The organism is Streptomyces sp. DH10 (genome assembly GCF_029813805.1).
Lineage (GTDB): Bacteria > Actinomycetota > Actinomycetes > Streptomycetales > Streptomycetaceae > Streptomyces > Streptomyces coeruleofuscus.
Map to the genome: position 1 here is coordinate 187918 of NZ_JARVKU010000012.1, position 23868 is coordinate 211785.

Sequence of the window (23868 nt, forward strand, 5' to 3'; positions counted from 1 at the left end):
GCCGGCGCTCGTGTCGACGAACTCGCCACGGACAACCGGCATCTGGCGCCTGGCTGCCGAAGCGGGCAACGACCAGCCTGTCCACTGATGAGCGCGCAGCCCCCATAGTGGGCGGGCCGGCGGCCGCAGCACCCGCCGTCCGGGCAGGGGTGGTGGTGGGTCCGCCGGCCTGAAGCCCGGTTCCGTGCGCCCTGGTGCTTGTGAACCGCGGTCGCGCTTCCAGCGCCCCCCTCACGGGCGGTTTGGCATCCGGAGCAGGCCAAGGCCTCTCCAAGGACTGTGAGACTTGGATGGTTGCGGGGGGATGACCTGGCCATCGGGTCGGGAACCGTCGCATGCCTTCCATTGACCAAGGGAGAAGCATGGCGAACGAGCTGAAGTACGGCGACCAGATCCACCTGCAGAACGGCTACGGCAGCTGGACGGGCGGTTACCTGGACACCAACGGCCACAGCAGCGACAGCGGGGCGAAGTACGCGGTGTCGACGGCGGACTCGCCCACGCGGGGAGAGGGCACCGGAACCTGGCAGATCCTCTCTGCCGAGGGCAAGGCCGTTGGTGCCAACGTGGTCAGCGGGGACCTGGTCTACCTGCGGAACCTCTACGGCGGTGACGGCGGCTACCTCGACACCAACAGGCACGCGACCGCCGATCAGCAGAACAGCGGCGGCAAGTACAACGTCTCGACGTCCAAGGACCAGGACCGCGCCCCCGGTACCGGCCGCTGGCGCCTTTTCGCCCAGGCGTCCAGCCCCGGTGACCAGAGCGTCCGGCCCGGCGACGTGATCCACCTGTGGAACACCTACGGCGACAACGGCGGCTTCCTGGAGACGAACGGAGGCGGACCCGCCGGCGGCAAGTACGACGTGTGCACCAACGCCTACTACAACCGGGCCCAGAACGTCGGCGACTGGAAACTCCACCGCGCGTAAGCCGGCATCGGCGTCGCCCACCGCCGTGGCCCATCCGGCTCTCAAGGGCCACGCCCCTCATGGCGTTCCGGACCACGGACCCGGCGGCTGCATAACATCGCAGATCTGCGATGTTCCGGGCGTGCCAGCGGGTCGGGTGGCCGGATCGCGTGAGCGGATCCGGCCACCTTCAACGCTGTGAGCCGAGCCCCTGGCGCGCGTTCAGGGAGCAGCCAGGGCCGATGCCCACCACGGTGCGGGCCCGCCAGGACGTTTTCCCCGGCGGGTCCGCGGCGCGGTTCGGTCAGGCCGGGACCGCGGCCGGCTCCTGTTCGGCCTGGGTGGCGTTGCGGGATGCGAGGTAGCGCTCGGCGTCCAGGGCTGCGGCCGCTCCGGTGCCGACGGCGGTGATGGCCTGGCGGTAGGTGTGGCCGACGACGTCGCCGGCGGCGAACACCCCGGGCAGGCTGGTGCGCGTCGACGGGGAGGCGACGCTGACGTAGCCCTCGCCATCCAGGTCGAGCTGGCTCTTGAAGAGCTCGGTGCGTGGGTCGTGGCCGATGGCGATGAACAACCCGGTCACGACCAGGTCGCGGGTGGCGCCGGTGAAGACGTCGCGCAGCACGACGCCGCTCAGCATGCCGTTCGCCTCCTTGATCTCGGCGATCTCGCTGTCGAAGGCGAAGGAGATCTTGTCGCTTGCGAAGGCCCGGTCCTGCATGGCCTTCGAGGCGCGCAGGGTGGAGCGGCGGTGGACGACGGTGACCGACTTGGCGAAGCGGGTGAGGAAGGTGGCTTCCTCCATGGCGGTGTCACCGCCGCCGACCACGACGATGTCGCGGTCGCGGAAGAAGAACCCGTCGCAGGTCGCGCACCACGAGACGCCCCGCCCGGAGAGCTCATCCTCCTTGGGCAGGCCGAGCTTGCGGTAGCCGGAGCCGGTCGCGATGATCACTGTCTTGGCGCGGTGGACGGTGCCGGCGGAGTCGGTGAGGAGCTTGATGTCGCCGGTCAGGTCGACGGGGATGATGTCGTCGTCGATCATCTGGGCGCCGAACCTCTCGGCCTGGGCGCGCATGTTCTCCATCAGGGCGGGGCCGTCGACCCCTTAGAGGAAGCCGGGGAAGTTCTCGACTTCGGTCGTGGTCGTGAGCGATCCGCCGACGAAGATGGAGCTGCCGAACAGCACAGGCTTCAGCTGGGCGCGGGCGGTGTACAGGGCGGCGGTGTATCCGGCGGGGCCGGAGCCGATGATGACAACCTCACGCACGCCGTCACTGTCGGTACCGCTCCGCCGCTCACGCCTCCTGCTTGGCGTCGATCTCGGCGATCAGGGTAACGATGCGGGTCTTGATCTCGTCGCGGATGGGGCGGACGGCCTCGACTCCCTTGCCCGCCGGGTCTTCCAGGGCCCAGTCGAGGTACTTCTTGCCCGGGAAGATGGGGCAGGCGTCGCCGCAGCCCATCGTGATGACGTAGTCGGATGCCTGGACGGCCTCGGTGGTGAGGATCTTCGGCCTGGCGTCGGCGATGTCGATGCCGACTTCCTTCATGGCCTCGACGGCGGAGGGGTTGACCTGGTCGCCCGGGACGGAGCCGGCGGAGCGGACCTCGATCCGGTCGCCCGCGAGGTGGGAGAGGAAACCAGCGGCCATCTGTGAGCGGCCGGCGTTGTGGACGCATACGAACAGCACGGAGGCGAGCGGGCTGGAGGACATCGGTTCTTCCTTCGTCATCGGTACGTGCGGTGGTGCGGGGTGCGGTTTCAGGTGCTCGGCAGGGAGGCGAGCAGTTCGGTGATGTGGGCGTCGATCTCGTCGCGGAGGCCGCGGACGACGGCGAGCGGGGCGCCCTCGGGGTCGGTGACCGGCCAGTCGAGGTAGCGGCGGCCCGGCAGGACGGGGCAGGCGTCCCCGCATCCCATGGTGATGACGATGTCGGCGGCTTGGACGACCTCGTCGGTCAGCGGCTTGGGGAACGCGTCGGTGAGGTCCACCCCGGCCTCGGTGAGAACCTGCGTGACGGCCGGCTCGACCTCGGCGGCCGGGAGTGTGCCCGCGGACGAGACGACCACCTGTCCGCCCGCACGGTGTGCGAGCAGGGCGGCGGCCATCTGCGAACGCCCGGCGTTGTGGCTGCACACGAACAGCACCCGTGGCAGACCGCAGCCAGGTGCCCCGTTGACATGCGCGAGCGCGTCCAGCCGCTCGGTGGCCAGGTGCTCGGCCAGCACGACCAGGTGGGTGCGGATGCGGGCGTGCTCGGCGAGGCGCTCGTAGGAGTCGGTGACCAGACGCTGGATGGTCTCCATGGAGAAACGCCCGCGGTAGCGCAGGGCGAGGCGGGCGATGCCGGAAGCGAGGCGCTCATCGGGCAGGACAGGAGGCGGGGAGGCGGTCACGGGAACCCCCTTCGGGGCGCAGGAATGCGGATCCCAGGCATCAGCCCCGGCTGGTATCAGCTCGGAGTGATGTGAGAGTATCAGTCCATGATGACGTCAGTCGACACTGACCTGATCCGGGTTCTGGCCGACCCCCTCAGGCTCCAGATCGTGACCCTGCTCGCCAAAGAGACGTTGTGCACCACCCACCTGGTGGACGAGACCGGTGCCCGGCAGACCAACCTCTCCAACCACCTGAGAGTGCTGCGCGAGGCCGGGGTCGTCGAGACGGAGCCCTGCGGCCGGTACACGTACTACAAGGTCAAGCCCGATGTCATCGCCCAGCTCGCCGGCCAGTTCGCCGACCTGGCCGAGTCCGCTCGCAATGCCGCCGACAACAAGAGGGCCTGTCCGTGACCCGCACTGAAGCACCCGCGACCACCGAGGAATCGGTCGTCGCGAAGCTGTCGACGCTCGACCGCTTCCTCGCCGTCTGGATCCTCGCCGCGATGGCCCTCGGGCTCGGCCTGGGCCGCGCCATCCCCGGCCTGAACGACACCCTCGCCAAGGTCGAGATCGGCGGCATCTCGCTGCCGATCGCCGTCGGCCTGCTGATCATGATGTATCCGGTCCTGGCCAAGGTCCGCTACGACAAGCTCGACCGCGTGACCAGTGACCGCAAGCTGCTGGTCTCCTCGCTGGTCATCAACTGGATCGTCGGCCCGGCGGTGATGTTCGCCCTGGCGTGGATCTTCCTGCCGGACCTGCCCGAGTACCGCACGGGCCTGATCATCGTCGGGCTCGCACGCTGCATCGCCATGGTCATCATCTGGAACGACCTCGCCTGCGGCGACCGCGAGGCCGCCGCCATCCTCGTCGCGCTGAACTCGGTGTTCCAGGTCCTTGCGTTCGGCCTGCTGGGCTGGTTCTACCTCGACCTGCTGCCGCGCTGGATGAACCTCGGCGACGGTCAGGGCCTGGACGTGTCCGTCTGGCACATCGCGCTGAACGTCATCATCTTCCTCGGCATCCCACTGCTGGCCGGCTTCCTGACCCGCCGCATCGGCGAGCAGAAGATGGGCCGTACCGACTACGAGGCGAAGTTCCTGCCGAAGATCGGCCCGTGGGCCCTGTACGGGCTGCTGTTCACGATCGTCATCCTCTTCGCCTTGCAGGGCAAGACCATCACCTCGCAGCCGCTGGACGTCGCCCGGATCGCGCTGCCGTTGCTGGTCTACTTCGCGATCATGTTCTTCGGCACCTTCCTCCTCGGCAAGGGCCTCGGCCTGGCCTACGACCGCACCGCCACCCTCGCGTTCACCGCGGCGGGCAACAACTTCGAGCTGGCCATCGCGGTCGCCATCGCCACCTTCGGCGTCACCTCCGGCCAGGCCCTGTCCGGTGTCGTCGGACCGCTCATCGAAGTCCCGGTCCTCATCGGCCTGGTCTACGTCGCACTTGCCTGGCGCAGGAAGTTCGCCGCCGGCGCGGTGACGACGGCCCCGTGACGCAGCACACGGATGTGGTGGTGGTCGGCGGCGGCCAGGCAGGGCTCGCCGCCGGCTACCACCTGCGCCGCCAGCACCTCGACCACGTCATCCTGGACGCCGACCCGGCGCCGGGCGGGTCCTGGCAGCACATGTGGGACTCGCTGCACCTGTTCTCCCCGGCCGCCTACTCCTCGCTGCCCGGGCGGCTCATGCCCGCTCAGGCAGGCGAGACCTACCCGGACGCCGGGCACGTGGTCGACTACCTCACCGACTACGAAAAGCGCTATGACCTGCCCGTCCAGCACGGCACCCGTGTGGAGGCCGTACGCCGCGACGCAGGCCGACTCCTGGTCGAGACCGACTCCGGCAACTGGCGGGCCCGCGCGGTCATCAGCGCCACCGGCAACTGGTCGCGGCCCTTCCTCCCCGCCGTCCCCGGCGGGTCCGTCTTCACCGGCCGGCAGCTGCACACCGTGAACTACCGCCGTCCGGCCGACTTCACCGGCCAGCGCGTCATCGTGGTCGGCGGCGGCAACTCCGGCGCGCAGATCGCCGCCGACCTCGCTCTGGACGGCCACGTCGACGTGACGTGGGTGACCCAGCGTCCGCCCCACTTCCTGGCCGACGACATCGATGGCCGCGCTCTGTTCGACGTCGCCACCGCCCGCCGCCGCGCCCTCGACGCCGGCCGCAGCGACACCGGCGGGGTGGCCTCGCTGGGCGACATCGTCGCCGTACCCCCGGTTCGCGCAGCCCGCGACGTCGGACTCCTGAAGGCGAAGCCGATGTTCTCCCGGCTCACCGCCGACGGCGCCCGGTGGACCGACGGCAGCCACACCGGCGCGGATGCGGTCATCTGGTGCACCGGCTTCCGCCCGGCGCTGGCCCATCTCGCCCCGCTGAACCTGCGCGGCCCGCGAGGGCACATCCCCACCGACGGCACCCGCGCCCTCGGCGAACCACGCCTGCACCTGCTCGGCTACGGAGACTGGACCGGCCCGGCCTCTGCCACGCTCATCGGTGTGGGTCGACCAGCCCGTGACGCCGCCCGGGAGATCGCACAGATGCTGAGCGGCTGACGGCGCGCACCGGTGTCAGGCCCGGGGGAGGGTCGTGCAGATGTCGCCGGCCGCGCGGGTGCCGGGTCGGTCACGGCGGCCCGGCGGTCAAGCTCCCGCAACACGGTGCGGCCCTGGCGGAGTTCGGCCATCCGTCGGTCGATCTCCGTCAGGTGCTCCTCGATGAGCGTGCCGACCTGGGCGCACGGCGCCTGGCCGCTGTCGCGCAGGGCAGGGACCGAGCGGATCTTGGCGAGGGTGAGCCCGGCGGCTTGGGTCCTGCCCGGTAGTTCAGGGCCGAAGCACTGCGCATTGCCGAGTAGACCTTCGGCCCACTTCTGGCCCGGGACTGACGTCGCCCCTGTGTCCGGTTCCACTCCGACCAGGGCGGGAATCATCCACCTCGGGCACGAGTGCAGGTGAGCATCATGGGTGAGCACGCGGCGATGGACCGGCAGGCTGTAGGCGACGACTACGCGCGGGCACGGCGGACCTTCCACGCTCTGTTGGACACCGCCTCGCAGGGCGGCTTTGATCGCTCGAGTGACGGCATGCGGTGGACCAACCGGCAGCTGCTGTGGCACATGCTGTTCGGCTACGTCCTCACCCGCGTGCTACTGGTCATGGCGCGTGCGTTCAGCAGGCTGCCCCGGCGGCTGATCCGTGAGTTCGCCCGGCTGCTGGACGCGGGGACCAAGCCGTTCGACCTCGTCAACTACCTCGGACCCTGCGGGGCTGCCAGGGTGGTCGGCCCGCAGCGGATGGGAGCCATGTTCGACCGGGTCACCGGCGCGTTGGAGCGGCGTTTTGCCGCCGACTCCGAAGTCGCCCTCGCCCGCGGCATGCACTATCCCGTTCGATGGGACCCGTTCTTCAAGGACTTCATGACCCTCGCGGACATCTACCGCTATCCCACCCAGCACTTCGACTTCCATCACCGCCAGCTGACCCTCGACGCGCCAGGCTGAACGCGGTCCGGGAGTGCCGCTCGCCACCCGGCGGGCCCGAGTCGGTCACCCTGATCCCGAGTTGGTCAGTGGCTGCGGGGCGCGTACATGATCACGGCCATCCCGGCGAGGCACACCAGCGCGCCGATCACGTCCCAGCGGTCAAGGGGGTAGCCGTCGGCGATCATGCCCCAGGCGATCGATCCCGGCCACGAAGATCCCGCCGTAGCGGCGAGGATGCGGCCGAAGTTGTCGTCGGACCGGAAGGTGGTCGCCACCCCGTTGAGGCCGAGGGCGATGACGCCGGCGCCGATCCAGATCCGGCCCTTGTGCCCGCGGGTGCCCTGCCAGACAAGCCAGGCGCCGCCGATTTCGAGGAGGGCGGCGACGACGAACAGGGCAACGGAACGAGCGACGACCATACCGGCGGACCTACTGGCGGCCCGTGCTGCTGATCTTCAGCGGATTGGCGGACGCCTTGCAGCCGCATCCGCTGTCTCCCGGGGCCTTCGGCGGGCAGGAGCAGGAGCGGCGACGCTGGCCGAGCCACCAGGTGCCGAGGGCAGCCGCGGCCAGGGCGACGGCGAGGGCGGGCAGCCACCCCACCACCGCCCCGGCGCCGGTGCCCAGAACACCGGCCGTGATCAGCACGGGCAGCGCGCAGCACGTCACACACGCCAGGGCGGCCAGAGTCCCGAGCGCCTTCGGGGCGCGGGGGGAGCGGGGGTCAGCAGCAGGGTCCGCCATGGCGGTTCTCCTCGGCGAGATCGGTGAAGGGAATGGGGCAGCATGTGCTGGAGGCGCAGACGGTCAGGTCGTCGCAGCCGGCGTCGACGGCCGCGGCCAGAGCGGTGCGGATGGTGGTCAGATCAGCGATCTTCGCGTCGACCTCGGCGAGCTTGGCCGCGGCCCGCTGCTGGAGTCCCGCCACGGGGCGGGCGTGGCGGTGCCGCCCGGCTTCCAGCAGTTCGGCGACCTCCTCCAGGGTGAAGCCGAGCCTTTGGGCGGCCTTGATGACCCGCAGCGCGGTGACCGCTTCCTCGGGGTAGAGGCGGTGCCCGCCGGGACTGCGGTCGGGTTCGGCGAGCAGACCGCGCCGTTCGTAATAGCGCAGGGTCTGGATGTTCACCCCGGCCGCGTCCGCGACCTGCCCGCTGCGCAGGCCGCCGCCGGTCACCGCACATCCCGGCCGGCCGCCGCGGCTGGCCGCTCCTCAATCGCGTCCAGCACGGCCTCGTGCGCGCCGTCGACCGCAATGTCCAGACGGATCTGCTCCGGACCGGGGTGGACGGTGAAGGCGAAGAACGAGCAGCAGCCGCTCTCGCGGGCCACCAGATCACGCACCGTCTCCTCCGCGCCCGGACCGCCGGTGAGCCGCAGCTCCAGGCGCACCCGGTCGGGCCGGGACATCCCGGTCAGCCGCTCGGCGAACAGCGCGTCGAACTCCGCGACCCGCAGCGGCTGCTCAGCGGTGGGCAGCGTGCAGGACTGCGGTACCCAGGTCGTCATCGTGACCACTCCCGTCATCCGTCCCCGCACGGTGCGGGCGGGGACATCTCCGACGGTAAACCTGTACCTGGGTACCGGATGCAAGCTCTGCTGCCGCTGCCGCTGCCGCTGCCTCTGCCGCTGGCTCGCGCGAGGGCAGGTCGAGAGGCAGCCCCGGCGTGCGCGACCAGTCGCTCAGCGGTGCGAACTGGATTTCAGTTGACCACTGGGCTACGGCGCTCGAGGAGGACGACGTCCCGCCAGACGCCGTGATGGCGCCCGATCCGCTCCCGCGTGCCGATGACCCGGAAGCCGGCCCGCTGGTGAACGGCGAGACTGGCGGCGTTCTCGGGAAAGATCCCCGACTGGATCGTCCAGATCCCGGCCTGTTCGGTGGAGTCGGTCAGCGCCTTGAGTAGGGCTGAGGCGATGCCGCGTCCGCGGGCGGCGGGGTGGACGTAGACGGAGTGCTCGACCACGCCCGCGTACGCGTACCGATCCGAGACCCCGCTCGCCGCTACCCAGCCCAGTACCGCCCCGTGTTCATCGAGGGCAGCGAAGCGGTGTTCGGGCGGTTTCGCGGCGTCGAATGTCTCCCAGGCCGGTGGGCTGGCCTCGAAGGTGGCGTTGCCCTCGTCGATACCCGCCTGGTAGATCGCCAGCACCTGCTCGGCGTACTCCGCCACCAGCGGCACGACCACCGCACGCAGTGCCCCGCTCACTGCTTCCCCCTTCGCCCGATCTCTGGTCAGGCCGCGGCCGGCAGGGTCAGCAGCTTGCCCATCGCGGCGAGCACGGACGGCTCGACGCGGTAGTAGACCCAGGTGCCGCGCCGCTCGGAGGTCAGCAGCCCGGCCTCCTTCAGCTTCTTCAGGTGGTGGGACACCGTGGGCTGGGAGACGCCGACGTCGGAGATGTCGCACACGCACGCCTCCCCGCCCTCGTGGGAGGCCACGGCGGAGAACAGCCGCAGGCGCACGGGGTCACCGAGCGCCTTGAACATCCGCGCGGCTGTCTCTGCCTCGTCGGCGGTCATCGGGCGCTCGGTCAGCGGCGGGCAGCACGGCGCCACACCCTGGCCGTCGGCGGGCTCGATCAGCGGCAGCACCATCGCATTCGACATGCGTCTATGTTGACACACGTCGAACCAGTCTGGGAGTCGGCGCCGGGTGCGATCAGAGCTCTGGACGACTCCCCGGCCGACGTCCGGTGTCTTGCACTGAAGGTGATGGGGTGCCGCAGCGGGCGGGGGTGGCCACCGGCGAGGATGCGCATCGTGACTGCTGACCAGAACCTCATGCCTCTCCGTGCGGCGCGCCCGATGCCCGTGGTGTTCAGCGCGGGAGCGGTCCCGCTCTCGGCGAGAAGGCCGCCGCGGACCGGATCACCTACCACGTCCCCGACCTCAAGGACCCCGCCGTCCGCGCCCGGTACGCGGGCAAGCGCACCGCCGTGATCGGCTCCGGTGCCTCCGCCTTCACCGCCCTCGCCTACCTGGCCGACCTCGCGGAGTCCGACGACGGCGCGGGGACGAAGGGGGTGTGGGTCCTGCGGCGGGGCATCTCGGGCTCCACCTTCGGCGGCGGCGAGGCTGACCAGCTCCCGGCGCGCGGCGCGCTGGGTCTGGCGGCGAAGGCCGCCGTCGACGAGGGCCACGCGGACGCGGTCACCGGCTTTCGTACCGAGGCGATCGAGCGGGCGGACGACGGCCGCTTGGTCCTGGTCGGCGAGGACGGGCGCCGCCTGGACACGGTCGACGAGGTGATCGTGCTGACTGGCTTCCGCCCCGACCTGTCCTTCCTCGGCGAGCTGCGCCTGGGCCTGGACGAGCGCCTCCAGGCACCGGTCGAGCTGGTGCCGCTGATCGACCCGAACCAGCACTCCTGCGGCACGGTCTACCCGCACGGCCACCGCGAGCTCTCCCACCCCGAACCGGGCGTGTACCTGGTCGGGATGAAGTCCTACGGACGCGCCCCGACCTTCCTGGCCATGACCGGCTACGAGCAGGTGCGCTCCGTCGCCGCCGCGATCGCCGGCGACCTCGACGCGGCCGACCGCGTCGAACTCACCCTCCCCGAGACCGGAGTCTGCGGCGGCGCGGGCTTGTTCGACGCGCCCGACGCTCAGGAGGCCGGCAGCGGCTGCTGCGCGCCCGCGCCCCAGCTCGTCCAGGTCGGCGCCCCCACCGCGGTCGGAGCGGCCGACGAGCAGGCCCCGGCGGGCGGCTGCTGCGGCTCGTGACCGACCTGGGCACCCCCGCGCCGCCCTACCCGCCCTCTGCCTGACGCAGATCGTGAGCTGGGGCATCGTCTACTACGCCTTTCCCGTCCTCAACCCCCAGATCACTGCCGCGACCGGCTGGCCGGCCGGGGCGACCACCGCAGCGTTCTCGCTCGGCCTCATCGTCTCCGCCCTCGCCGGAATCCGCGTCGGACGCATCCTCGACCGGCGCGGCCCGCGCGCCGTCATGACCATCGGCTCTGCGCTCGGCGTCGTCAGCCTGCTGATCGTGGCCGCGGCCCCGAACCTGCCGGTCTTCTTCGCCGGTTGGACGCTGGCCGGACTCGCGATGGCGGCCACCTTCTACCAGCCCGCGTTCGCCGCCCTCACCCGCTGGTGGGCCCCCGACCACGTCCGCGCCCTGACCATCGTCACCCTCGCCGGCGGACTCGCCTCCACCGTCTTCGCACCCCTGACAGCCGCCTTCGCCGACCACCTGTCCTGGCGCCACACCTACCTCGCGCTCGCTGCCATCCTCGCCGCCGTCACCATCCCCGCCCACGCCCTGGCACTGCGCGCACCCTGGCCCGACGCCCCAAAGAGCCCTGCACACACGGCCACAGGCGCGGCCAAGGCCGGGCGCAGCCGTGCCTTCGTGCTACTCGCCACCGCCTTCACCCTGTCCAGCTTCGCGATGTACGCCGTCGTCGTCGCCCTCATCCCGCTGTTCCTGGAACGCGGATACACCACCCACCAGGCCGCCTGGGCCCTCGGCATCGGCGGCGCCGGACAGACTCTCGGCCGCACCCTGTACGCCGCCCTCGCCCGACGCACCACCGCAACCGCCCGCACCACGATCCTGATCGCGCTCGGGGGTCTCACCACCGTCGCCTTCGCCGCCGTCCGCGGCCCGTACGCCCTGCTCATCACCGTGTCGGTTGTGGCCGGCATGATCCGCGGCAACCTCACCCTCCTCCAGGCCACCGCCATCACCGACCGCTGGGGCACCACCCACTACGGCCGTCTCTCCGGCCTCCTCGCCGCGCCCGCCCACACAGCGGCAGCCCTCGCACCGTTCGTAGGCGCCGCCCTGGCCGTATCCCTCGGCGGCTACGGACCACTCTTCTTCCTCCTGGCCGCCCTCTCCTTGGCCGCCGCGCTCATTGCACCGTGGACTGTCACCGGCGCCGTACGCAGCCGGCCCGGACGACACCACCACCGCCGACACGGCGACGCCGCCGGGTAACCGATCCGGGTGGCCCACAGGTGGGCGACCATGACGAACGCCCGCAAATACGCGCATCAGTGATCACTGCTCGGACGGACGCATCCGATCAACTGACCCACCCATCCACGAGACGCGCGCTAAAGGGCGTTGCAGAAGGCTCGGCTCCGGGCATTTTCCCTGTATGGGTGGGGTGTTGCGGGCTGAGCCGGTGTGGGTGGAGACGTTCACGGGCTTGCGTATGGACCGGTTCGCGAGGCTGGTGAAGGTGGTACGGGAACGGGGCGGGAACGGGCCCGGTGGTGGCCGGCCGTGGTGCCTGCCCCTGGCGGACCGGGTTCTGCTGGTGGCGGTGTACTACCGCACGAACCTCACGATGCGGCAGCTCGCCCCGCTGTTCGGGATCTCTTCGGCGACGGTGTGTCGGGTCATCCAGCGCCTGCGGCCATTGCTCGCGCTGGAGCCGGCGCCGCGGCCCGTCGCGGACGTCGAGCGTTTGTGGATCGTGGACGGCACCCTCATTCCCGTGCGCGATCGGCAGGTCGGCGCCTCCTCCCGCAACTACCGCTTCTCGGCGAACGTGCAGGTCATCATCGATGCTGACACCCGCCTGGTCGTCGCCTCGGCTCGGCCGGCGCCCGGAAACAAAGCCGATGCCCACGTCTGGCGGGAGTCGGACCTGCCGGCCGCGGCGGCCGGGACGACGGTGATCGCGGACGGCGCCTACCTGGGCACCGGTCTGATCATCCCGCACCGCCGACGAGCCGGACGCCCCCTCCTGCGCGGTCAGGAGGAGGACAACGCCGAACACCGCCGGGTCCGTGCCCGCGTCGAGCACACCTTTGCCCGCATGAAGAACTGGAAGATCCTCCGCGACTGCCGCCAAAGGGGCGACGGCCTCCATCACGCCGTCCAAGCCGTCGCCACCATGCACAACCTCGCCCTGGCTGGGTGAAACAGCAGGTCAAGCACAACCCCGGCCTGCCCGAACCCGACCTTCTGCAACACCCTTTAGTGGCCCACCTCGGCTCGGGGGCGGTTGCGGGGGCGGACGGTCATCCGCAGGGCGCGCGGCCGTACGGTGAGCCGGGCGACTTGGCGGATGGCCTGGCTCTCGGCGAGTTCCAGCCCTACCGCACGCAGCATGGTCGCGAGCGCCGTGACCATTTCGGTGCGGGCGAAGCGGTCCCCCATGCACTTGTGCTTGCCGTCCCCGAAGGGCAGGAACGCGCCTGGCGGAGGCTCCTGCGCGGCGTCGTTCCACCGGTCCGGGTCGAAGGTGAGCGGATTGGGGAAGCGCTCGGGGTCGCGGTGCAGGGCGTGCTGGCAGTAGGCCAGTTCGATGCCGGCGGGCAGTGTCCACTCGCCGAGCCGGGTCTCCTCGGTCGTGCGGCGGGTGACCAGCCAGCCGGGGTGGTGCAGCCGCAGAGTTTCGGTGATCACCCGGTTCAGGTACGGCAGCCGGGTCACGTCGTCGAAGGCGACCGGCCGTTCGCCGAGGACCTCGTCCAGCTCGGCCAGGACACGGGCCTCGATGTCGGGGTGGCGGGCGAGTTCGTACAGGGTCCAGGACAGCACCGACGCGGTGGTCTCGGTGCCCGCCACGGCCAGGGTGAGGATCTCGGAGCAGATCTGATGTCCGGTCAACGGCTCGCCGGTTTCCTCGTCGATGGCGCGCAGCAGCATGGAGAGCATGTCCCCGGTGTCGTGTCCGGAGGCCTGCAGTTCGTCGACGGCGGTGTTGACGGTGGCGCGTACGCCGGCCCGGGCCCGGTCGAAGCGGCGGTTGAAGGGCAGCGGCAGGCGCTCGGCCCAGTCGGGCAGCATGAGGCGCACCCCGACGCCGTTCATCACCACCGACAGGTCGCTGCGCAGCCGTCGGAAGACGGCGTCGTCGAGGCTGCCGGAGAACACCGTCTTGGCCAGCATGTCGAGGCTCAGCCCGACCATCGCCTCACGCACGTCGAGGGCCCGCCCGGGCTCCCAGCCGGCGACCGTGGCCGTGATCTCGTCACGCATGATGTCGACGTACCGGCTGATCTCGGTGTGGGCGAACGCCGGTTGCAACTGACGGCGTTTGCGTACGTGAGGCCGGCCGGTGGCGGTGACGACGCTGTCGCCCAGCAGCTGGCCCAGCTTGTCATAGAGCCGGCCCTTGTCGAGAGAGGGCGCCAGGGCCTTGAGCATCTGGTGGATCAGGGCCGGGTCCTGGACCACGACGGTGCGCGTTCCGGGTTGCAGGACGATCTCGACGAGTGGCTCTCGTGAGTCGCGCAGCGAGTCGATGAAGCCGAGGTTGTCGCGCATTTTCAGAGCGTGGCCGATGAACGGAAGCGATCCTGCGGCCCGGGGTATGGGGAGAGGCGCAGCGGACGTCACGGGGAATCCCTTCACGGCAATCAGGGTCTCTACTGCGATCGCGACGGACAGAACCGTCCCGATCACGCCGATGAGGCCGACTGTTGTTCATGGCTCAGTATGTCGAACGCCGCGTAGCCGACTCGCTGCTTCCTCAGTGCCTCAGTCGGCGAGCAGGGCGTGTACCCACTGGTCTTCGCGCTGTTCAATGTACTCGGCGTCGCTTCGCCAGGCGTCGCCGTGGCCTGCGGCCCACAGTGTTGCCCAGGGGTGGATACCCCGGGCGGCCTGGTCGCGCAGGAAGTCGTGCATGGGACGGGTACGGCGCCCTAGCAGAGGGACCAGCCGACGGCGTTCGGCTTCATCGAGGCCGTAGGCGTTGGCGAAGACTCGCAGTCGATCGCCCGCGTCGCGGCGTTGCCAGTCAGGATGCGCGGACAACGGGATGAACCCGTGCATGGCATACGCGACGTCCCACAGGCGGGAACCGGGGCCGGCGGTGTCCCAGTCGATGAAGGCCCACTGGGACTCGTCTGCCATCACAAGGTTCCATGGGGCCAGATCGTGATGGGCGATGATGTCGCTGCCCTCGGCGAGGATCAGCACCTGCCAGTGCGCGTCGGGTGGTGGCGTGAAGCCCTGCACTGCATCGTGGAAGTCCCGGATCAGTCGTGCCACGCGAGCCAGTTGCCGAGCGGGCTCCACCAGAGAGAACCGGTCGGGCCACACCACATGTCCCGGCACAAAGGTCAGGACTTCGCGCCCCTGGTCGTCAATGCCCAGAGGACGAGGCGCCGCCCGGAATCCCACCTCGTTCAGGTGCGTGAGCAAGGCGTGCACTGCGGGAGTCCACGGTCCGGTCGGACGGCGGACGGTATCTCCGACTCGAACGACACCATCGCTGACATTGCCGCCGGACAACGGCTGTTCTTCATCATGCTGCACCGAACCAGTGTGTCTGATCAGGCCGCCATGAACACCCCGTTAAAGGAGGCGCACCAGGGAGGGGCAGAGGTTAAAGAACAACTAAGCGCCTATGCGGGTTTCAGCAGTTCAGGGGTTCACGAGCGTCGTGGCCAACCGGACGCGCGGGCCGATCGGTTCTCCGGGCCACTGCGGGTTGATGGCTTCGCTCGTGGGGCGCTGGCAGGCCGGGCACAGCTCGTGACGGCCGGCGGGGGTGACGACGGTGCCCCATTCATGGCAGGGGTTGCAGTCCTGAGCCAGGGAGAGGTCGGGGCGAGGAGTGGGGGCTGGCGGGATGGTCGGGGTTTCGTGAGCCATGCGCTGGGTCCTCAGCGTGGTGCGTGACGGATTCACAGCCTGCCAGTATTCGGGTGATATGTCTGTCTCCATCTCAAGGGGTGGCATCGGTGCTTTCCACCTGGCGGGCAGGGCGGTTGGGGAGTCGGGCGGGGGAGTGGGCTGCGGGCTGATGCGGTGCATCGGGGGGAGTCGGTAGTGGTCAAAGTACCGAGCCGCCGGAGACCGTGATGGTGCAGCCGGCTGAGGAAGACCACGAGCCCGGCGATGACGGCGGCATGCGGACGGCTGAGCAGGCCAGGGACGTGGCCCGCGGGTTCTTGCTGGTGGCAGCGCCGGACACCGGGACGAAGCGGATGCGCAGGTCATCGGTGCCCCAGTTGGGTCACCTTCACGGCTGGGTGCTTCGCTCGGCGGCGTCGAACGCGGGCGCGAGCGGGGCCAGCGCCGCGCGGAGCTGGTCGGGCAGTGAGCCGGAGGGCACGACCAGCCCTCGGGCGCCGAAACTCCCGGCGGCCTCTGCCCCGGCGGCCTCTGCGTTCCCGTCCGGCCGGAGCCAGCCTTCCAGCGCGATGCGAACGGCTGCGGCCACGCTTGCCGCGAGAACGCGGGCTGTGTGTGCTCCGGCCTCACCTAGGCGTTCGGCGATCACCGCCGTGAGAGGGGGCTCGATGCCGACGGTGGTATCGAGGAACGCGTCGCGCAGCGCGGTCTGGGTGCTGATCAGTAGCAGCGCCTCGTGTTCGCGCTCGCCGGTGTTCGTGTACTGCTCGACCACTGCTTCGGTGACGGCGTCGGCCAGGCGCACTCCTGCGGGCCGGGCCGCGACCGCCGCCGCGAGCCGCGCCTCCCGGTCCGCGGTAACAGCGGAGACGATCGCCTGCTCGCGGCTGGCGAAGTAGTTGTTGTAGGTGCGCGGCGAGACCCCGGCCGCCTCGGCGATGTCCTCAACCCGCACCTGGTCCGGTCCCCGCTCCACGGCCAGGCGCAGGGCCGCCTCGCGTAGCGCCTCGCGCGTGGCCTGCTTCTTCCGCTCCCTCAGCCCTGGCGGTGTTGTCGTCACGGCGTCAGCGTTCCACACATGCCTGCGTGCACGCAAAGTTGCGCCCGCGCAAACTTGCGTGCACGCATTTATCCTGTCAGTCTCCGACCCGACCGGGACCGATAGAGAGGACGGCACATGCGAGCAAGAGGAATGACCTACGACACCGGATTTGTCGTGCACGGCCAGATGTCCCGCGAGCACTTCGAGCCTGCGGTGGTCCGTCGCGAGCTCGCCATCATCCGCGACGACCTGCACTGCAACGCGGTCCAGATCATCGGCGGCGACCCGGACCGACTGGAGCTGGCCGCCGGTGCCGCCGCCGACCTCGGCCTGGAGGTCTGGTTCTCTCCCTATCCGCTGGAGCTGGACCCGGAGCAGATCCTCACGCTCTTCCGCGACTGCGCCGAGCGAGCGGAACGACTCCGGCAGCAGGGGGCCACAGTCGTGTTCGTCGCAGGGGTCGAGCTGAGCGTGATGAACCGCGGTTTCCTGCCCGGCCAGAGCCCCGAGGAGCGGGTCGAGCAGCTGATGAGCCAACCCGAGCGGCGGGCCGAAGCGATGCGCGAACTCGGCATACGCATCAACGCCTTCCTCCGCGAGGCCGCGGCCACGGTCCGCAAGCGCTTCCAAGGCAAACTCACCTACGCATCCATCCAGTTCGAGCAGGTCGACTGGACTCCCTTCGACATCGTGACGTTCGAGCTGATCCGCTCCGCCGAGGTCGCCGACCGGTTCCGGGACGCGGTGCGCACCCTGGCCCAAGGCCCGAAGCCGCTCGCCATCACCGGGTTCGGCACCGCGGCCTACCGCGGCGCGGGAGACCGCGGCGGGCGGGTGCTGGAAGTGGTCGAGCACGACCCGCAGACCAAGGCCCCTGTACGGCTGAACGGCATATACGAGCGTGACGAGGCCGGCCAGGCCGCCTATCTGAGCGAACTGCTGGAGATCTTCGAGACCGAGGGCGTGGACAGCGCGTTCGTGTTCCTGTTCGCCTTGCCCGGCTACCCGCACCGCCCAGACGCAGACCCCAGGGACGACTTGGACCGGGCCGGGCTGGGCATCGTCAAACTCCTCGAAGGGCGCCGGGGGCAGACCTACCCCGACATGGAATGGGAGCCCAAGGCCGCCTTCACGGCAGTGGCGCAGCGGTATCGGAGGTGACAGACCCCGCACACAATGACCAGGGCTGGGGGATCTGCACTGCGCCGCAGTGCAGATCCCGAGCAGATGGCAGCGGAATTCGCCGAACTCGGACGATCCCGACCAGGACCCGCCGGCCGATTGCGGCGCGATCGCGCTGACCGTCCCCGAGGCCCAGCGACTGTTTCACCTGCTCACCACGAGCATCCGCGACCTACCGCCGCCGGCCATGCGCGCCCGGGTAGTCCGGCATCTGAACTGGTCCGACTGGCGACGACACCACCATGCCCGAGCCCGCTGGCACCACTACCAATCCGACTCGCCCTCGATGAATGACACCACGTCAGGTCGCGATCTACGACTGGAGTGCTAGGGGACGTCAGGAGCGGGTGTTGATGTACCGCACGCCTGGGCCCCACTTCTCCATGGCCGGTGCCATGCACCATTGGCACAGGGGCAGCCGCCGCGGCCGTACTTGTGGGTCTTGCACTGGCTTTTCTGCACTTCAGTGCTGGACGGGGAGGGGTATGAGGCGCAGGGCGATGGCACTGACATCCTGTTCGGTGCTGACCGGTGACCCGATTCACCCGCCGCGAAACGCCGGCACGGCCTGACGGTTGACCGGGCCGCAGGAGCGGCAGTCCGGGCGGTACGCGCCATGGTGCGTACCGCCCGGCTGTCGAGAGGTGTCAGGCGTCGGTTGACGCCTTTACCGGCTTGGTGCCCGTGGCGCCCGGGCAGGTCAGCGCGGACGGGTCTGGCTCTGTGACCGGCGGCACGGGAGTCGTCATCGTGGAGTGTCCTGTTCTGGGCGACCGGCACCGGTCGCCCCAACCGCAGGATAAGACGTGAATGACACGGCTGTTCGATCTGTCAGTGGTCGGTAAAGAAGCCCTTGCGCTAGAGCTCGATTTCCGTGCATCCGGGCCAAGGCGAGCTGATAGGCATGTCCGCCGTTTTGGCCTCGGTGAAGCCGGGCGTGGGAAGGCACTGATGCGCCAGTGCGGCTAGGTCGTGTCCGCAAAGTGGCGGCGTCGTTGGTCTGTTCGTGGTGCGTCGTCATGAGCTGACTGATGAATCGTGGGCGGTGATCGAGCCGTTGCTGGCCCCGCCGCGAATGGGCCGGCCGGTGCGGGATCGCCGTCAGGTCATCAACGGGATTCTGTGGAAGCTGTCCACGGGTGCGGCCTGGCGGGACCTGCCCGAACGCTACGGGCCGTGGAAGACCGTCTACGAACGCTTCCGCCGCTGGTCGGCAGACGGCACCTGGGACCGGCTCCTGGCCCACGTCCAGCAGCACTGCGATGCCGTCGGCGCAGTCGACTGGACAGTCGTGTGCGTCGACTCCACCACCGTGCGGGCCCACCAGCATGCGGCCGGGGCCCGAAAAGGGGGCTCTGGTCGGGCGAGGCGATCGGCCGGTCCCGCGGCGGGCTGACCACGAAGATCCACCTCGCCTGCGACGGGCAGGGCCGACCGCTGGCCTTCACGATCACCGCCGGAAACGTCAACGACTGCACCCAGTTCGAGCAGGTCATGGCCCGCATCAACGTCAGCCGGTGCGGGCCGGGCCGCCCCAGAACGCGGCCGGAGCGGGTCGTCGCGGACAAAGGCTACTCGTCCACGAAGATCCGCTCCTACCTGCGCAGGCGAGGCATCAGGGCCGCGATCCCGGAACGGATCGACCAGATCAACGGTCGTATCCGCCGCGGCGAGGGCCTTTGCCGACTCGACCGGACCGCCTACCGGCGCCGCAACGTCGTCGAGCGCTGCTTCAACAAGCTCAAGCACAACAAGGCCCTGGCCACCCGCTACGACAAACGCGCCCGCCACTACGAAGCCCTGGTCACCCTCGCCTGCCTACGACTCTGGCTGCCCTGACTTTGCGGACACGACCTAATCCGTCGCTGGGTGCTGGCTCGCGCGTCTCCGGCGTGAGAAGGAGAGTCCAGAGGTGAGACGATCATCATCGACCGTCGGTTCGCGATCCTCGCCGGCCTGAACGCCCCCGAAGGCCGCGAGTAAACCATGACCACCGCGTCCAGTCGTCGGCGGGATCTACGCGCATGTTCGAAGCCGCCTGGGAAACCGCCACCGATCTCACAGCGTTCCTGCACGGCGACCAGCCCCAGCTCGATGCCGAGCCGGACTGTCCTGCGGGCGCTGGGCTCGGGCGCCACCGACGAGACAGCCGCACGGGAACTCGGCATGTCCCTGCGCACCTACCGTCGCCGCGTCGCCGAACGCCTCAACGCCCTCGGCGCGGGTTCGCGGTTCCAGGCCGGGATGCGCGCGGGCGAGCTGGGCTTGCACGGCTGAGGTGTCGGTCCAGCGCCCGTCAGTGACCGAGCCAGGGCGGGCGGTGGGCGGTGCTGGACTCGCCAGGACTGCGACCAGAGTCTGGATTCGGCTGCCTGCTCAGCGCCGTATTCAGCCGTGGCCGTCCAGCACATGGTTTCGTACGGTGAGAGGGAGATGGTGGGCGGCGGGAGCAGCTGTCCGGAGACCGAGAGAGAGCCATCGCCATCGTGAAGCCGTCCGGTCGCGCACGCGCGTGCGCCATGGAAGCGGGCCTTCGCCCGGTGGTCTCTGGTGCCTGACGGACTGGATCGGGTCGGCGCCAAGCCGCGGCTGCTTGAGCGTGAGGGCGAGCTGCGGTGTCTCGGCGCGGCGATCGCAGGGGCGAAGGCCGGCAGAGGCGCGGTCGTGGCGCTGGAGGGCTCGGCGGGTATCGGCAAGACCCGGCTGCTACGAGCCGCGATGGAGCTTGCGGCGGAGAGCGGCGTGGCCGTGGTCAGCGCTCGCGGCGGGCAGATGGAGACCGAGTTCGCCTTCGGCGTCGCCAGGCAGTTGTTCGAGCCGGTGTTGACGGGCGCGGACAACGGCGAGCGTGAGCTGTTGCTCGAAGGAGCTGCCGCTCCCTCCGCATGGCTGCTCGGCGGCGGCCGCGCCGATCGTCTCGGTGAACCGGTCGGCGGCGGCGATCGCAGCTTCGCCACGCTGCACGGGCTCTACGGGCTGACCGCGAAGCTGGCGGCGCGCGCGCCGCTGATGATCGTGGTCGACGACGCGCACTGGGCCGATGTGCCGTCGCTGCGGTTCCTGGGCTATCTGGCTCGGCGCGTGGACGGGCTGCCAGTGCTGCTGACCGTGGCAGTGCGCCCGGAGGACCCCGGCGCTCACGGCTTGCTGCTCACGGAGCTGGTCGCGGGCCCGGAGGTCGAGATCGTCCGACTGGGTCTGTTCACGCTCGACGCAGTACGAACCCTGCTGCAGGACGCATTCGCGGCAGTGCCCCTTGAGCTGGGGTTCGTCCGTGGTTGCTGGACGATGACGGGGGGTAACCCGTTCCTGGTCACGCAGCTGATCGGCGCCCTGCGTGCCCGGGGTGCCCAGCCGACCTCGGCAGCAGTCGAGCAGGTCGGCGAGATGGGCCTGGAAACAGTGTCGCGGTGGACCAATCTGCGTCTGGCGGGCCTGCCGCCGTCGGCCACGGCGCTGGCAGCGGCCGTGGCGGTGTTGGGCGACGGAGCCGACGTAGTGCTGACCGCCCGACTGGCAGGGCTCGACCCACCAAGCTGCGACGAGGCCGTCGACGGACTTGTCTCGATTAGTATCCTGCGCGTCGCCGATGGCCTGGCATTCACGCACCCACTCGTGCGCTGGGCGATCTATGCGGGGCTCCCCCCGCGTAGGCGGGCGCGAGAGCACCGGGAGGCCGCCCGGCTGCTGTGGCACGCGGGGGGCGCGGTCGAGCACGTGGCGTCGCACCTGCTGGCAGCTGCCCCGGCCGGCGATGGAGAGGTCGTCGACATCCTGATCGACGCCGCCCGCTCGGCCACCCGAAAGGGCGCGCCCGACCTCGCGGTGCGCTACCTCAAGCGGGCACTCGCGGAGTCGGCACACGACACGTCCAGGCCCGAGTTGCTGCGCGAACTCGGTACCGCTGAGCAGAACGCAGGCCAGTTCGAAGCGGCCGCAGAAAATCTGAGGCGTGCGCTGGAGTGCACCGACGACATGGCGACGAAGATCGAGATCGCGTACCGCCTGCGCACGGCACTGGTGTGGTCCGACCGCGCGCGCGAGGTCGCACCCGCTCTGGACGGCCTCATCGCCGAGGCCACCGAGCGGGACTCCGAGGGCGCGCTGCTCCTGGAGGCAGCCGTGGCCGGGGCCCTGCAGGTGGACCTCTCGACACCGCGCGGACTACGTGACCGTGTCCGGCAGGTCGCCTCGCCCGCCTTCGCCGGCGAACCTGTCCCTCCCCACATCTCCAGCTTGGCGGCGGTCGAGGCACTCTTCGCCAACGAACCGGCCGCTCGGGTTCTCCGCCTGGCCGAGGAAGCGGTCCGCAGCTGGTACCAGGCGCCCGAGTTCGCACGCGGACCGATAAAGGCCCAGCTCTTCGTGGCGCTGATCCTGGCCGAGAGCCACTCGCTCGCCCGGCGGCTGCTCGACGACGAGGTGGAGGACGCACGCCGACACGGGTCGGCCGCGCAGTTCCTGAACGCGGCTGTGCTCCGTTCGACGCTCTTCCACCGCGTGGGCATGCTGGCCGAAGCCGAGGCCGATGCTCGCGCCGCGTTGGAGGCAGCGCACCTCCATCCGGGGACCGGACCGTCCGGCAGTAGGCCGCCGGCTCACTCCCTGCACGCTCCAATGGCAGTCGCCGTGCTGGTGGACACCATGATCGAACGCGGGAAGACCGGGGACGCCGAGCGGCTGCTGACCGAGACCGGGTTGGCCGACGCCGACAGTCCTCTGCTGCTCTTTTCCTTTCTGATCGACGCGCGCGCCCGGCTGCGGGCCGCCCAGGGCCGGACGGCGGAGACGACCAATGAGCTGCTTGCCCTGGGCGCCCGGATGGAGGGTGCGGTTCTGACTCCCGCTGTCGTGCCCTGGCGGTCGCAGGCGGCACTCGCGCTGGCAGGCACGGACGCCGATGCGGCACGTCGGCTGGCCCGTGAAGAGCTCGAGCTTGCCCGGGTGTTCGGGGCCCCGGGAACGCTCGGGGTGGCACTGCGCGCGGCCGCGCTGACGGGCGCCCCGGACGAGAGGGTGGACCTGCTGCGGGAATCGGTGGCGGTGCTCGAGGACTCGCAGGCGCGCCTTGAGTGGGCACGCTCCCTCGTCGAGTTGGGCGCTTCGTTGCGTCGCCGGGGTCGGCGCTCCGAGGCGCGGACCGCGCTGGAGAGCGGAATGGACGGAGCTTGGTCCTGTGGGGCGACCGCGCTGGCGCAGAGGGCGAGCGAGGAGCTTCGAGCCGGCGGTGCGCGGCCTCGTCGGCTGGCGCTCACCGGTGTCGACGCACTCACCGGCGCCGAGCGCGGCGTCGCCGGCCTCGCCGCCCAGGGCCTCACCAACCGGCAGATCGCGGAAGCGCTCGTCATCAGCCTGCACACCGTGGAGACCCACCTGCGCCACGTCTTCCACAAGCTCGACATCACCTCGCGCAAGCAGCTCGCAGAGCATCTCGACGGCTCGCATGAGCCCGCGTCCCCGTAGGGGAAATCGTCAGGGACTCGGGCGGCAAAGGTCAGCGTCGATCCATCGACGCCAAGGCGCCGCCCAGGCCGCCAAGGTCGTGTCAGACGTTGTGTCGGAGGCGTCGTGTCAAGCGGCACCTGCGCGAGTTCGGCATCGATGTCGTCGAAGACCTCCCGGACGTCGGCGCGAACCTCCACGACTACCCGCTCGCCGGCATCACCTACGAGGCACGCCGGCCGGTCGAGCCCGGCGCCAACCAGCACGGCGAAGTCACCGCGCTCCAGCGCACGAGGCCGGACGTGGACGAGCCCGACCTCCAGTTCGTCTTCATCGACGTGCCCTTCCACCCACCGGACCTTCAGGGCCCTCCGAACGGCTACACCATCGGCTTCGCCGTCATGACGCCGCTCTCGCGCGGCACGCTGAGACTGGCCGACCCCGATCCCACACAGGCGCCGCTGATCGACCCCGGCTACCTCGGCGAGCAGGAGGACGTGCGCCGCCTGTTGATCGGGTTCCAGCGGGCGCGCGAGATCGGCGCGGCGTCCGCCCTGGCCGAGTGGCGCGGTCGGCAGGTGCTGCCCGGGCCCGACGCCGTCCGTGGGGCCGCCGTGCGCGACTACGTGGCGCGCTGCACAGGCACCTATTTCCACCTCGTCGGGACCTGCGCGATCGGCAAGGTCGTTGATCCGCAGCTGCGGGTGCGCGGCATCGACGGACTGCGCGTCGCCGACGCCTCAGTGATGCCCTCGATCGTCTCGGCGAACACCAACGCGACCACGGTCATGATCGGTGGGCGGGCCGCCGCACTCATCGCCGACGGCGGCTGGTGAGCCTGACATGTGGCGGGAACATC

Annotated in this window: 24 protein-coding genes and 3 pseudogenes; 13 read left to right on the top strand and 14 right to left on the bottom strand. The window is 70.2% G+C overall.

Going from position 1 to position 23868, the window contains the following annotated elements; all coding sequences use genetic code 11:
- Positions 1-362 precede the first annotated feature (362 nt).
- Positions 363-932 carry a hypothetical protein gene (locus tag QC385_RS24890; protein ID WP_279543574.1) on the top strand — a complete coding sequence of 190 codons (570 nt, stop codon included), beginning with the start codon at positions 363-365 and terminating at the stop codon, positions 930-932.
- 283 nt (positions 933-1215) lie between these two features.
- On the opposite strand, the pseudogene trxB reads toward QC385_RS24890, so the two are convergent.
- From trxB to QC385_RS24905, 3 genes and pseudogenes are all read right to left on the bottom strand, one after another.
- A pseudogene (gene trxB / locus QC385_RS24895) lies at positions 1216-2181 on the bottom strand (thioredoxin-disulfide reductase).
- Positions 2182-2209: 28 nt separating this feature from the next.
- Positions 2210-2629, bottom strand: coding sequence for an arsenate reductase ArsC (locus QC385_RS24900; protein ID WP_279543575.1), 420 nt, complete (start codon positions 2627-2629; stop codon positions 2210-2212).
- A 47-nt stretch (positions 2630-2676) separates the two neighbouring features.
- Positions 2677-3312 carry an arsenate-mycothiol transferase ArsC gene (locus tag QC385_RS24905; protein WP_279543576.1) on the bottom strand — a complete coding sequence of 212 codons (636 nt, stop codon included), beginning with the start codon at positions 3310-3312 and terminating at the stop codon, positions 2677-2679.
- 87 nt (positions 3313-3399) lie between these two features.
- On the opposite strand from QC385_RS24905, the gene QC385_RS24910 reads away from it, so the two are divergent.
- Genes QC385_RS24910 through QC385_RS24920 form a run of 3 tightly spaced genes read left to right on the top strand, consistent with a single transcriptional unit; the run spans position 3400 to position 5860 of the window.
- Positions 3400-3708, top strand: coding sequence for an ArsR/SmtB family transcription factor (locus tag QC385_RS24910; protein ID WP_279543577.1), 309 nt, complete (start codon positions 3400-3402; stop codon positions 3706-3708).
- Positions 3705-4799 (top strand): ACR3 family arsenite efflux transporter, encoded by a 1095-nt coding sequence (gene arsB, locus QC385_RS24915; protein ID WP_279543578.1) that lies wholly within the window; start codon positions 3705-3707, stop codon positions 4797-4799. The genes QC385_RS24910 and arsB overlap by 4 nt, the downstream gene beginning before the upstream one ends.
- The gene (locus QC385_RS24920) at positions 4796-5860 is read left to right on the top strand and encodes an ArsO family NAD(P)H-dependent flavin-containing monooxygenase (RefSeq protein WP_279543579.1); all 1065 of its coding nucleotides are present in this window, start codon (positions 4796-4798) and stop codon (positions 5858-5860) included. Before arsB ends, QC385_RS24920 begins: the two co-directional genes overlap by 4 nt.
- Here QC385_RS24920 and QC385_RS24925 read toward each other — a convergent pair.
- Positions 5761-6237 carry a MerR family DNA-binding protein gene (locus QC385_RS24925; protein WP_279543580.1) on the bottom strand — a complete coding sequence of 159 codons (477 nt, stop codon included), beginning with the start codon at positions 6235-6237 and terminating at the stop codon, positions 5761-5763. The genes QC385_RS24920 and QC385_RS24925 overlap by 100 nt on opposite strands.
- Positions 6238-6267: 30 nt before the next feature.
- On the opposite strand from QC385_RS24925, the gene QC385_RS24930 reads away from it, so the two are divergent.
- Entirely contained in the window at positions 6268-6807 is a 540-nt protein-coding gene (locus tag QC385_RS24930) for a DinB family protein (RefSeq protein WP_279543581.1), read from the top strand.
- Between the two features lie 65 nt (positions 6808-6872).
- On the opposite strand, the gene QC385_RS24935 is transcribed toward QC385_RS24930, so the two are convergent.
- From QC385_RS24935 to QC385_RS24960, 6 genes are all read right to left on the bottom strand, one after another.
- Positions 6873-7208: a YnfA family protein gene (locus QC385_RS24935; RefSeq protein ID WP_279543582.1), complete on the bottom strand. Its 336-nt coding sequence runs from the start codon at positions 7206-7208 to the stop codon at positions 6873-6875.
- 10 nt (positions 7209-7218) lie between these two features.
- Positions 7219-7533 (bottom strand): hypothetical protein, encoded by a 315-nt coding sequence (locus QC385_RS24940; RefSeq protein WP_279543583.1) that lies wholly within the window; start codon positions 7531-7533, stop codon positions 7219-7221.
- Positions 7514-7963, bottom strand: coding sequence for a MerR family transcriptional regulator (locus QC385_RS24945; RefSeq protein ID WP_279543584.1), 450 nt, complete (start codon positions 7961-7963; stop codon positions 7514-7516). The genes QC385_RS24940 and QC385_RS24945 overlap by 20 nt, the downstream gene beginning before the upstream one ends.
- Positions 7960-8295, bottom strand: coding sequence for a hypothetical protein (locus QC385_RS24950; protein WP_279543585.1), 336 nt, complete (start codon positions 8293-8295; stop codon positions 7960-7962). Before QC385_RS24950 ends, QC385_RS24945 begins: the two co-directional genes overlap by 4 nt.
- A 194-nt stretch (positions 8296-8489) precedes the next feature.
- Complete coding sequence (locus QC385_RS24955; protein ID WP_279543586.1) at positions 8490-8996, bottom strand: GNAT family N-acetyltransferase; 507 nt, start codon at positions 8994-8996, stop codon at positions 8490-8492.
- A gap of 26 nt (positions 8997-9022) precedes the next feature.
- Positions 9023-9397 (bottom strand): ArsR/SmtB family transcription factor, encoded by a 375-nt coding sequence (locus QC385_RS24960; protein WP_279543587.1) that lies wholly within the window; start codon positions 9395-9397, stop codon positions 9023-9025.
- 218 nt (positions 9398-9615) lie between these two features.
- On the opposite strand from QC385_RS24960, the pseudogene QC385_RS24965 reads away from it, so the two are divergent.
- The 3 genes and pseudogenes from QC385_RS24965 to QC385_RS24975 form a co-directional block, all read left to right on the top strand.
- A pseudogene (locus tag QC385_RS24965) lies at positions 9616-10515 on the top strand (flavoprotein); the annotation flags it as partial.
- A 52-nt stretch (positions 10516-10567) separates the two neighbouring features.
- Positions 10568-11740 carry an MFS transporter gene (locus QC385_RS24970; RefSeq protein WP_443032982.1) on the top strand — a complete coding sequence of 391 codons (1173 nt, stop codon included), beginning with the start codon at positions 10568-10570 and terminating at the stop codon, positions 11738-11740.
- Between the two features lie 163 nt (positions 11741-11903).
- Positions 11904-12674: a transposase gene (locus QC385_RS24975; RefSeq protein WP_279543588.1), complete on the top strand. Its 771-nt coding sequence runs from the start codon at positions 11904-11906 to the stop codon at positions 12672-12674.
- 56 nt (positions 12675-12730) lie between these two features.
- Here QC385_RS24975 and QC385_RS24980 read toward each other — a convergent pair whose 3' ends face one another.
- From QC385_RS24980 to QC385_RS24995, 4 genes are all read right to left on the bottom strand, one after another.
- Positions 12731-14113, bottom strand: coding sequence for a cytochrome P450 (locus QC385_RS24980; RefSeq protein WP_336621324.1), 1383 nt, complete (start codon positions 14111-14113; stop codon positions 12731-12733).
- 126 nt (positions 14114-14239) lie between these two features.
- Positions 14240-15022 carry a phosphotransferase enzyme family protein gene (locus QC385_RS24985; protein WP_279543590.1) on the bottom strand — a complete coding sequence of 261 codons (783 nt, stop codon included), beginning with the start codon at positions 15020-15022 and terminating at the stop codon, positions 14240-14242.
- Between the two features lie 108 nt (positions 15023-15130).
- Entirely contained in the window at positions 15131-15361 is a 231-nt protein-coding gene (locus QC385_RS24990; protein WP_279543591.1) for a hypothetical protein, read from the bottom strand.
- 370 nt (positions 15362-15731) lie between these two features.
- Complete coding sequence (locus QC385_RS24995) at positions 15732-16403, bottom strand: TetR/AcrR family transcriptional regulator (RefSeq protein WP_279543592.1); 672 nt, start codon at positions 16401-16403, stop codon at positions 15732-15734.
- A gap of 132 nt (positions 16404-16535) precedes the next feature.
- Between QC385_RS24995 and QC385_RS25000 the strand changes: the two genes are divergently transcribed.
- The 5 genes and pseudogenes from QC385_RS25000 (at position 16536) to QC385_RS25020 (ending at position 23845) form a co-directional block, all read left to right on the top strand.
- The gene (locus QC385_RS25000; RefSeq protein WP_279543655.1) at positions 16536-17546 is read left to right on the top strand and encodes a hypothetical protein; all 1011 of its coding nucleotides are present in this window, start codon (positions 16536-16538) and stop codon (positions 17544-17546) included.
- 1030 nt (positions 17547-18576) lie between these two features.
- Positions 18577-19406 (top strand): annotated as a pseudogene (locus QC385_RS25005) (IS5 family transposase).
- 255 nt (positions 19407-19661) lie between these two features.
- Positions 19662-19844 carry a hypothetical protein gene (locus QC385_RS25010; protein WP_279543593.1) on the top strand — a complete coding sequence of 61 codons (183 nt, stop codon included), beginning with the start codon at positions 19662-19664 and terminating at the stop codon, positions 19842-19844.
- Positions 19845-20117: 273 nt separating this feature from the next.
- A complete protein-coding gene (locus QC385_RS25015) occupies positions 20118-23030 on the top strand; it encodes an ATP-binding protein (protein ID WP_279543594.1) in 2913 nt (970 codons plus the stop codon).
- 89 nt (positions 23031-23119) lie between these two features.
- On the top strand, positions 23120-23845 hold the full coding sequence (locus QC385_RS25020) for a GMC family oxidoreductase (RefSeq protein ID WP_279543595.1): 726 nt from the start codon (positions 23120-23122) through the stop codon (positions 23843-23845).
- Positions 23846-23868: the final 23 nt, after the last annotated feature.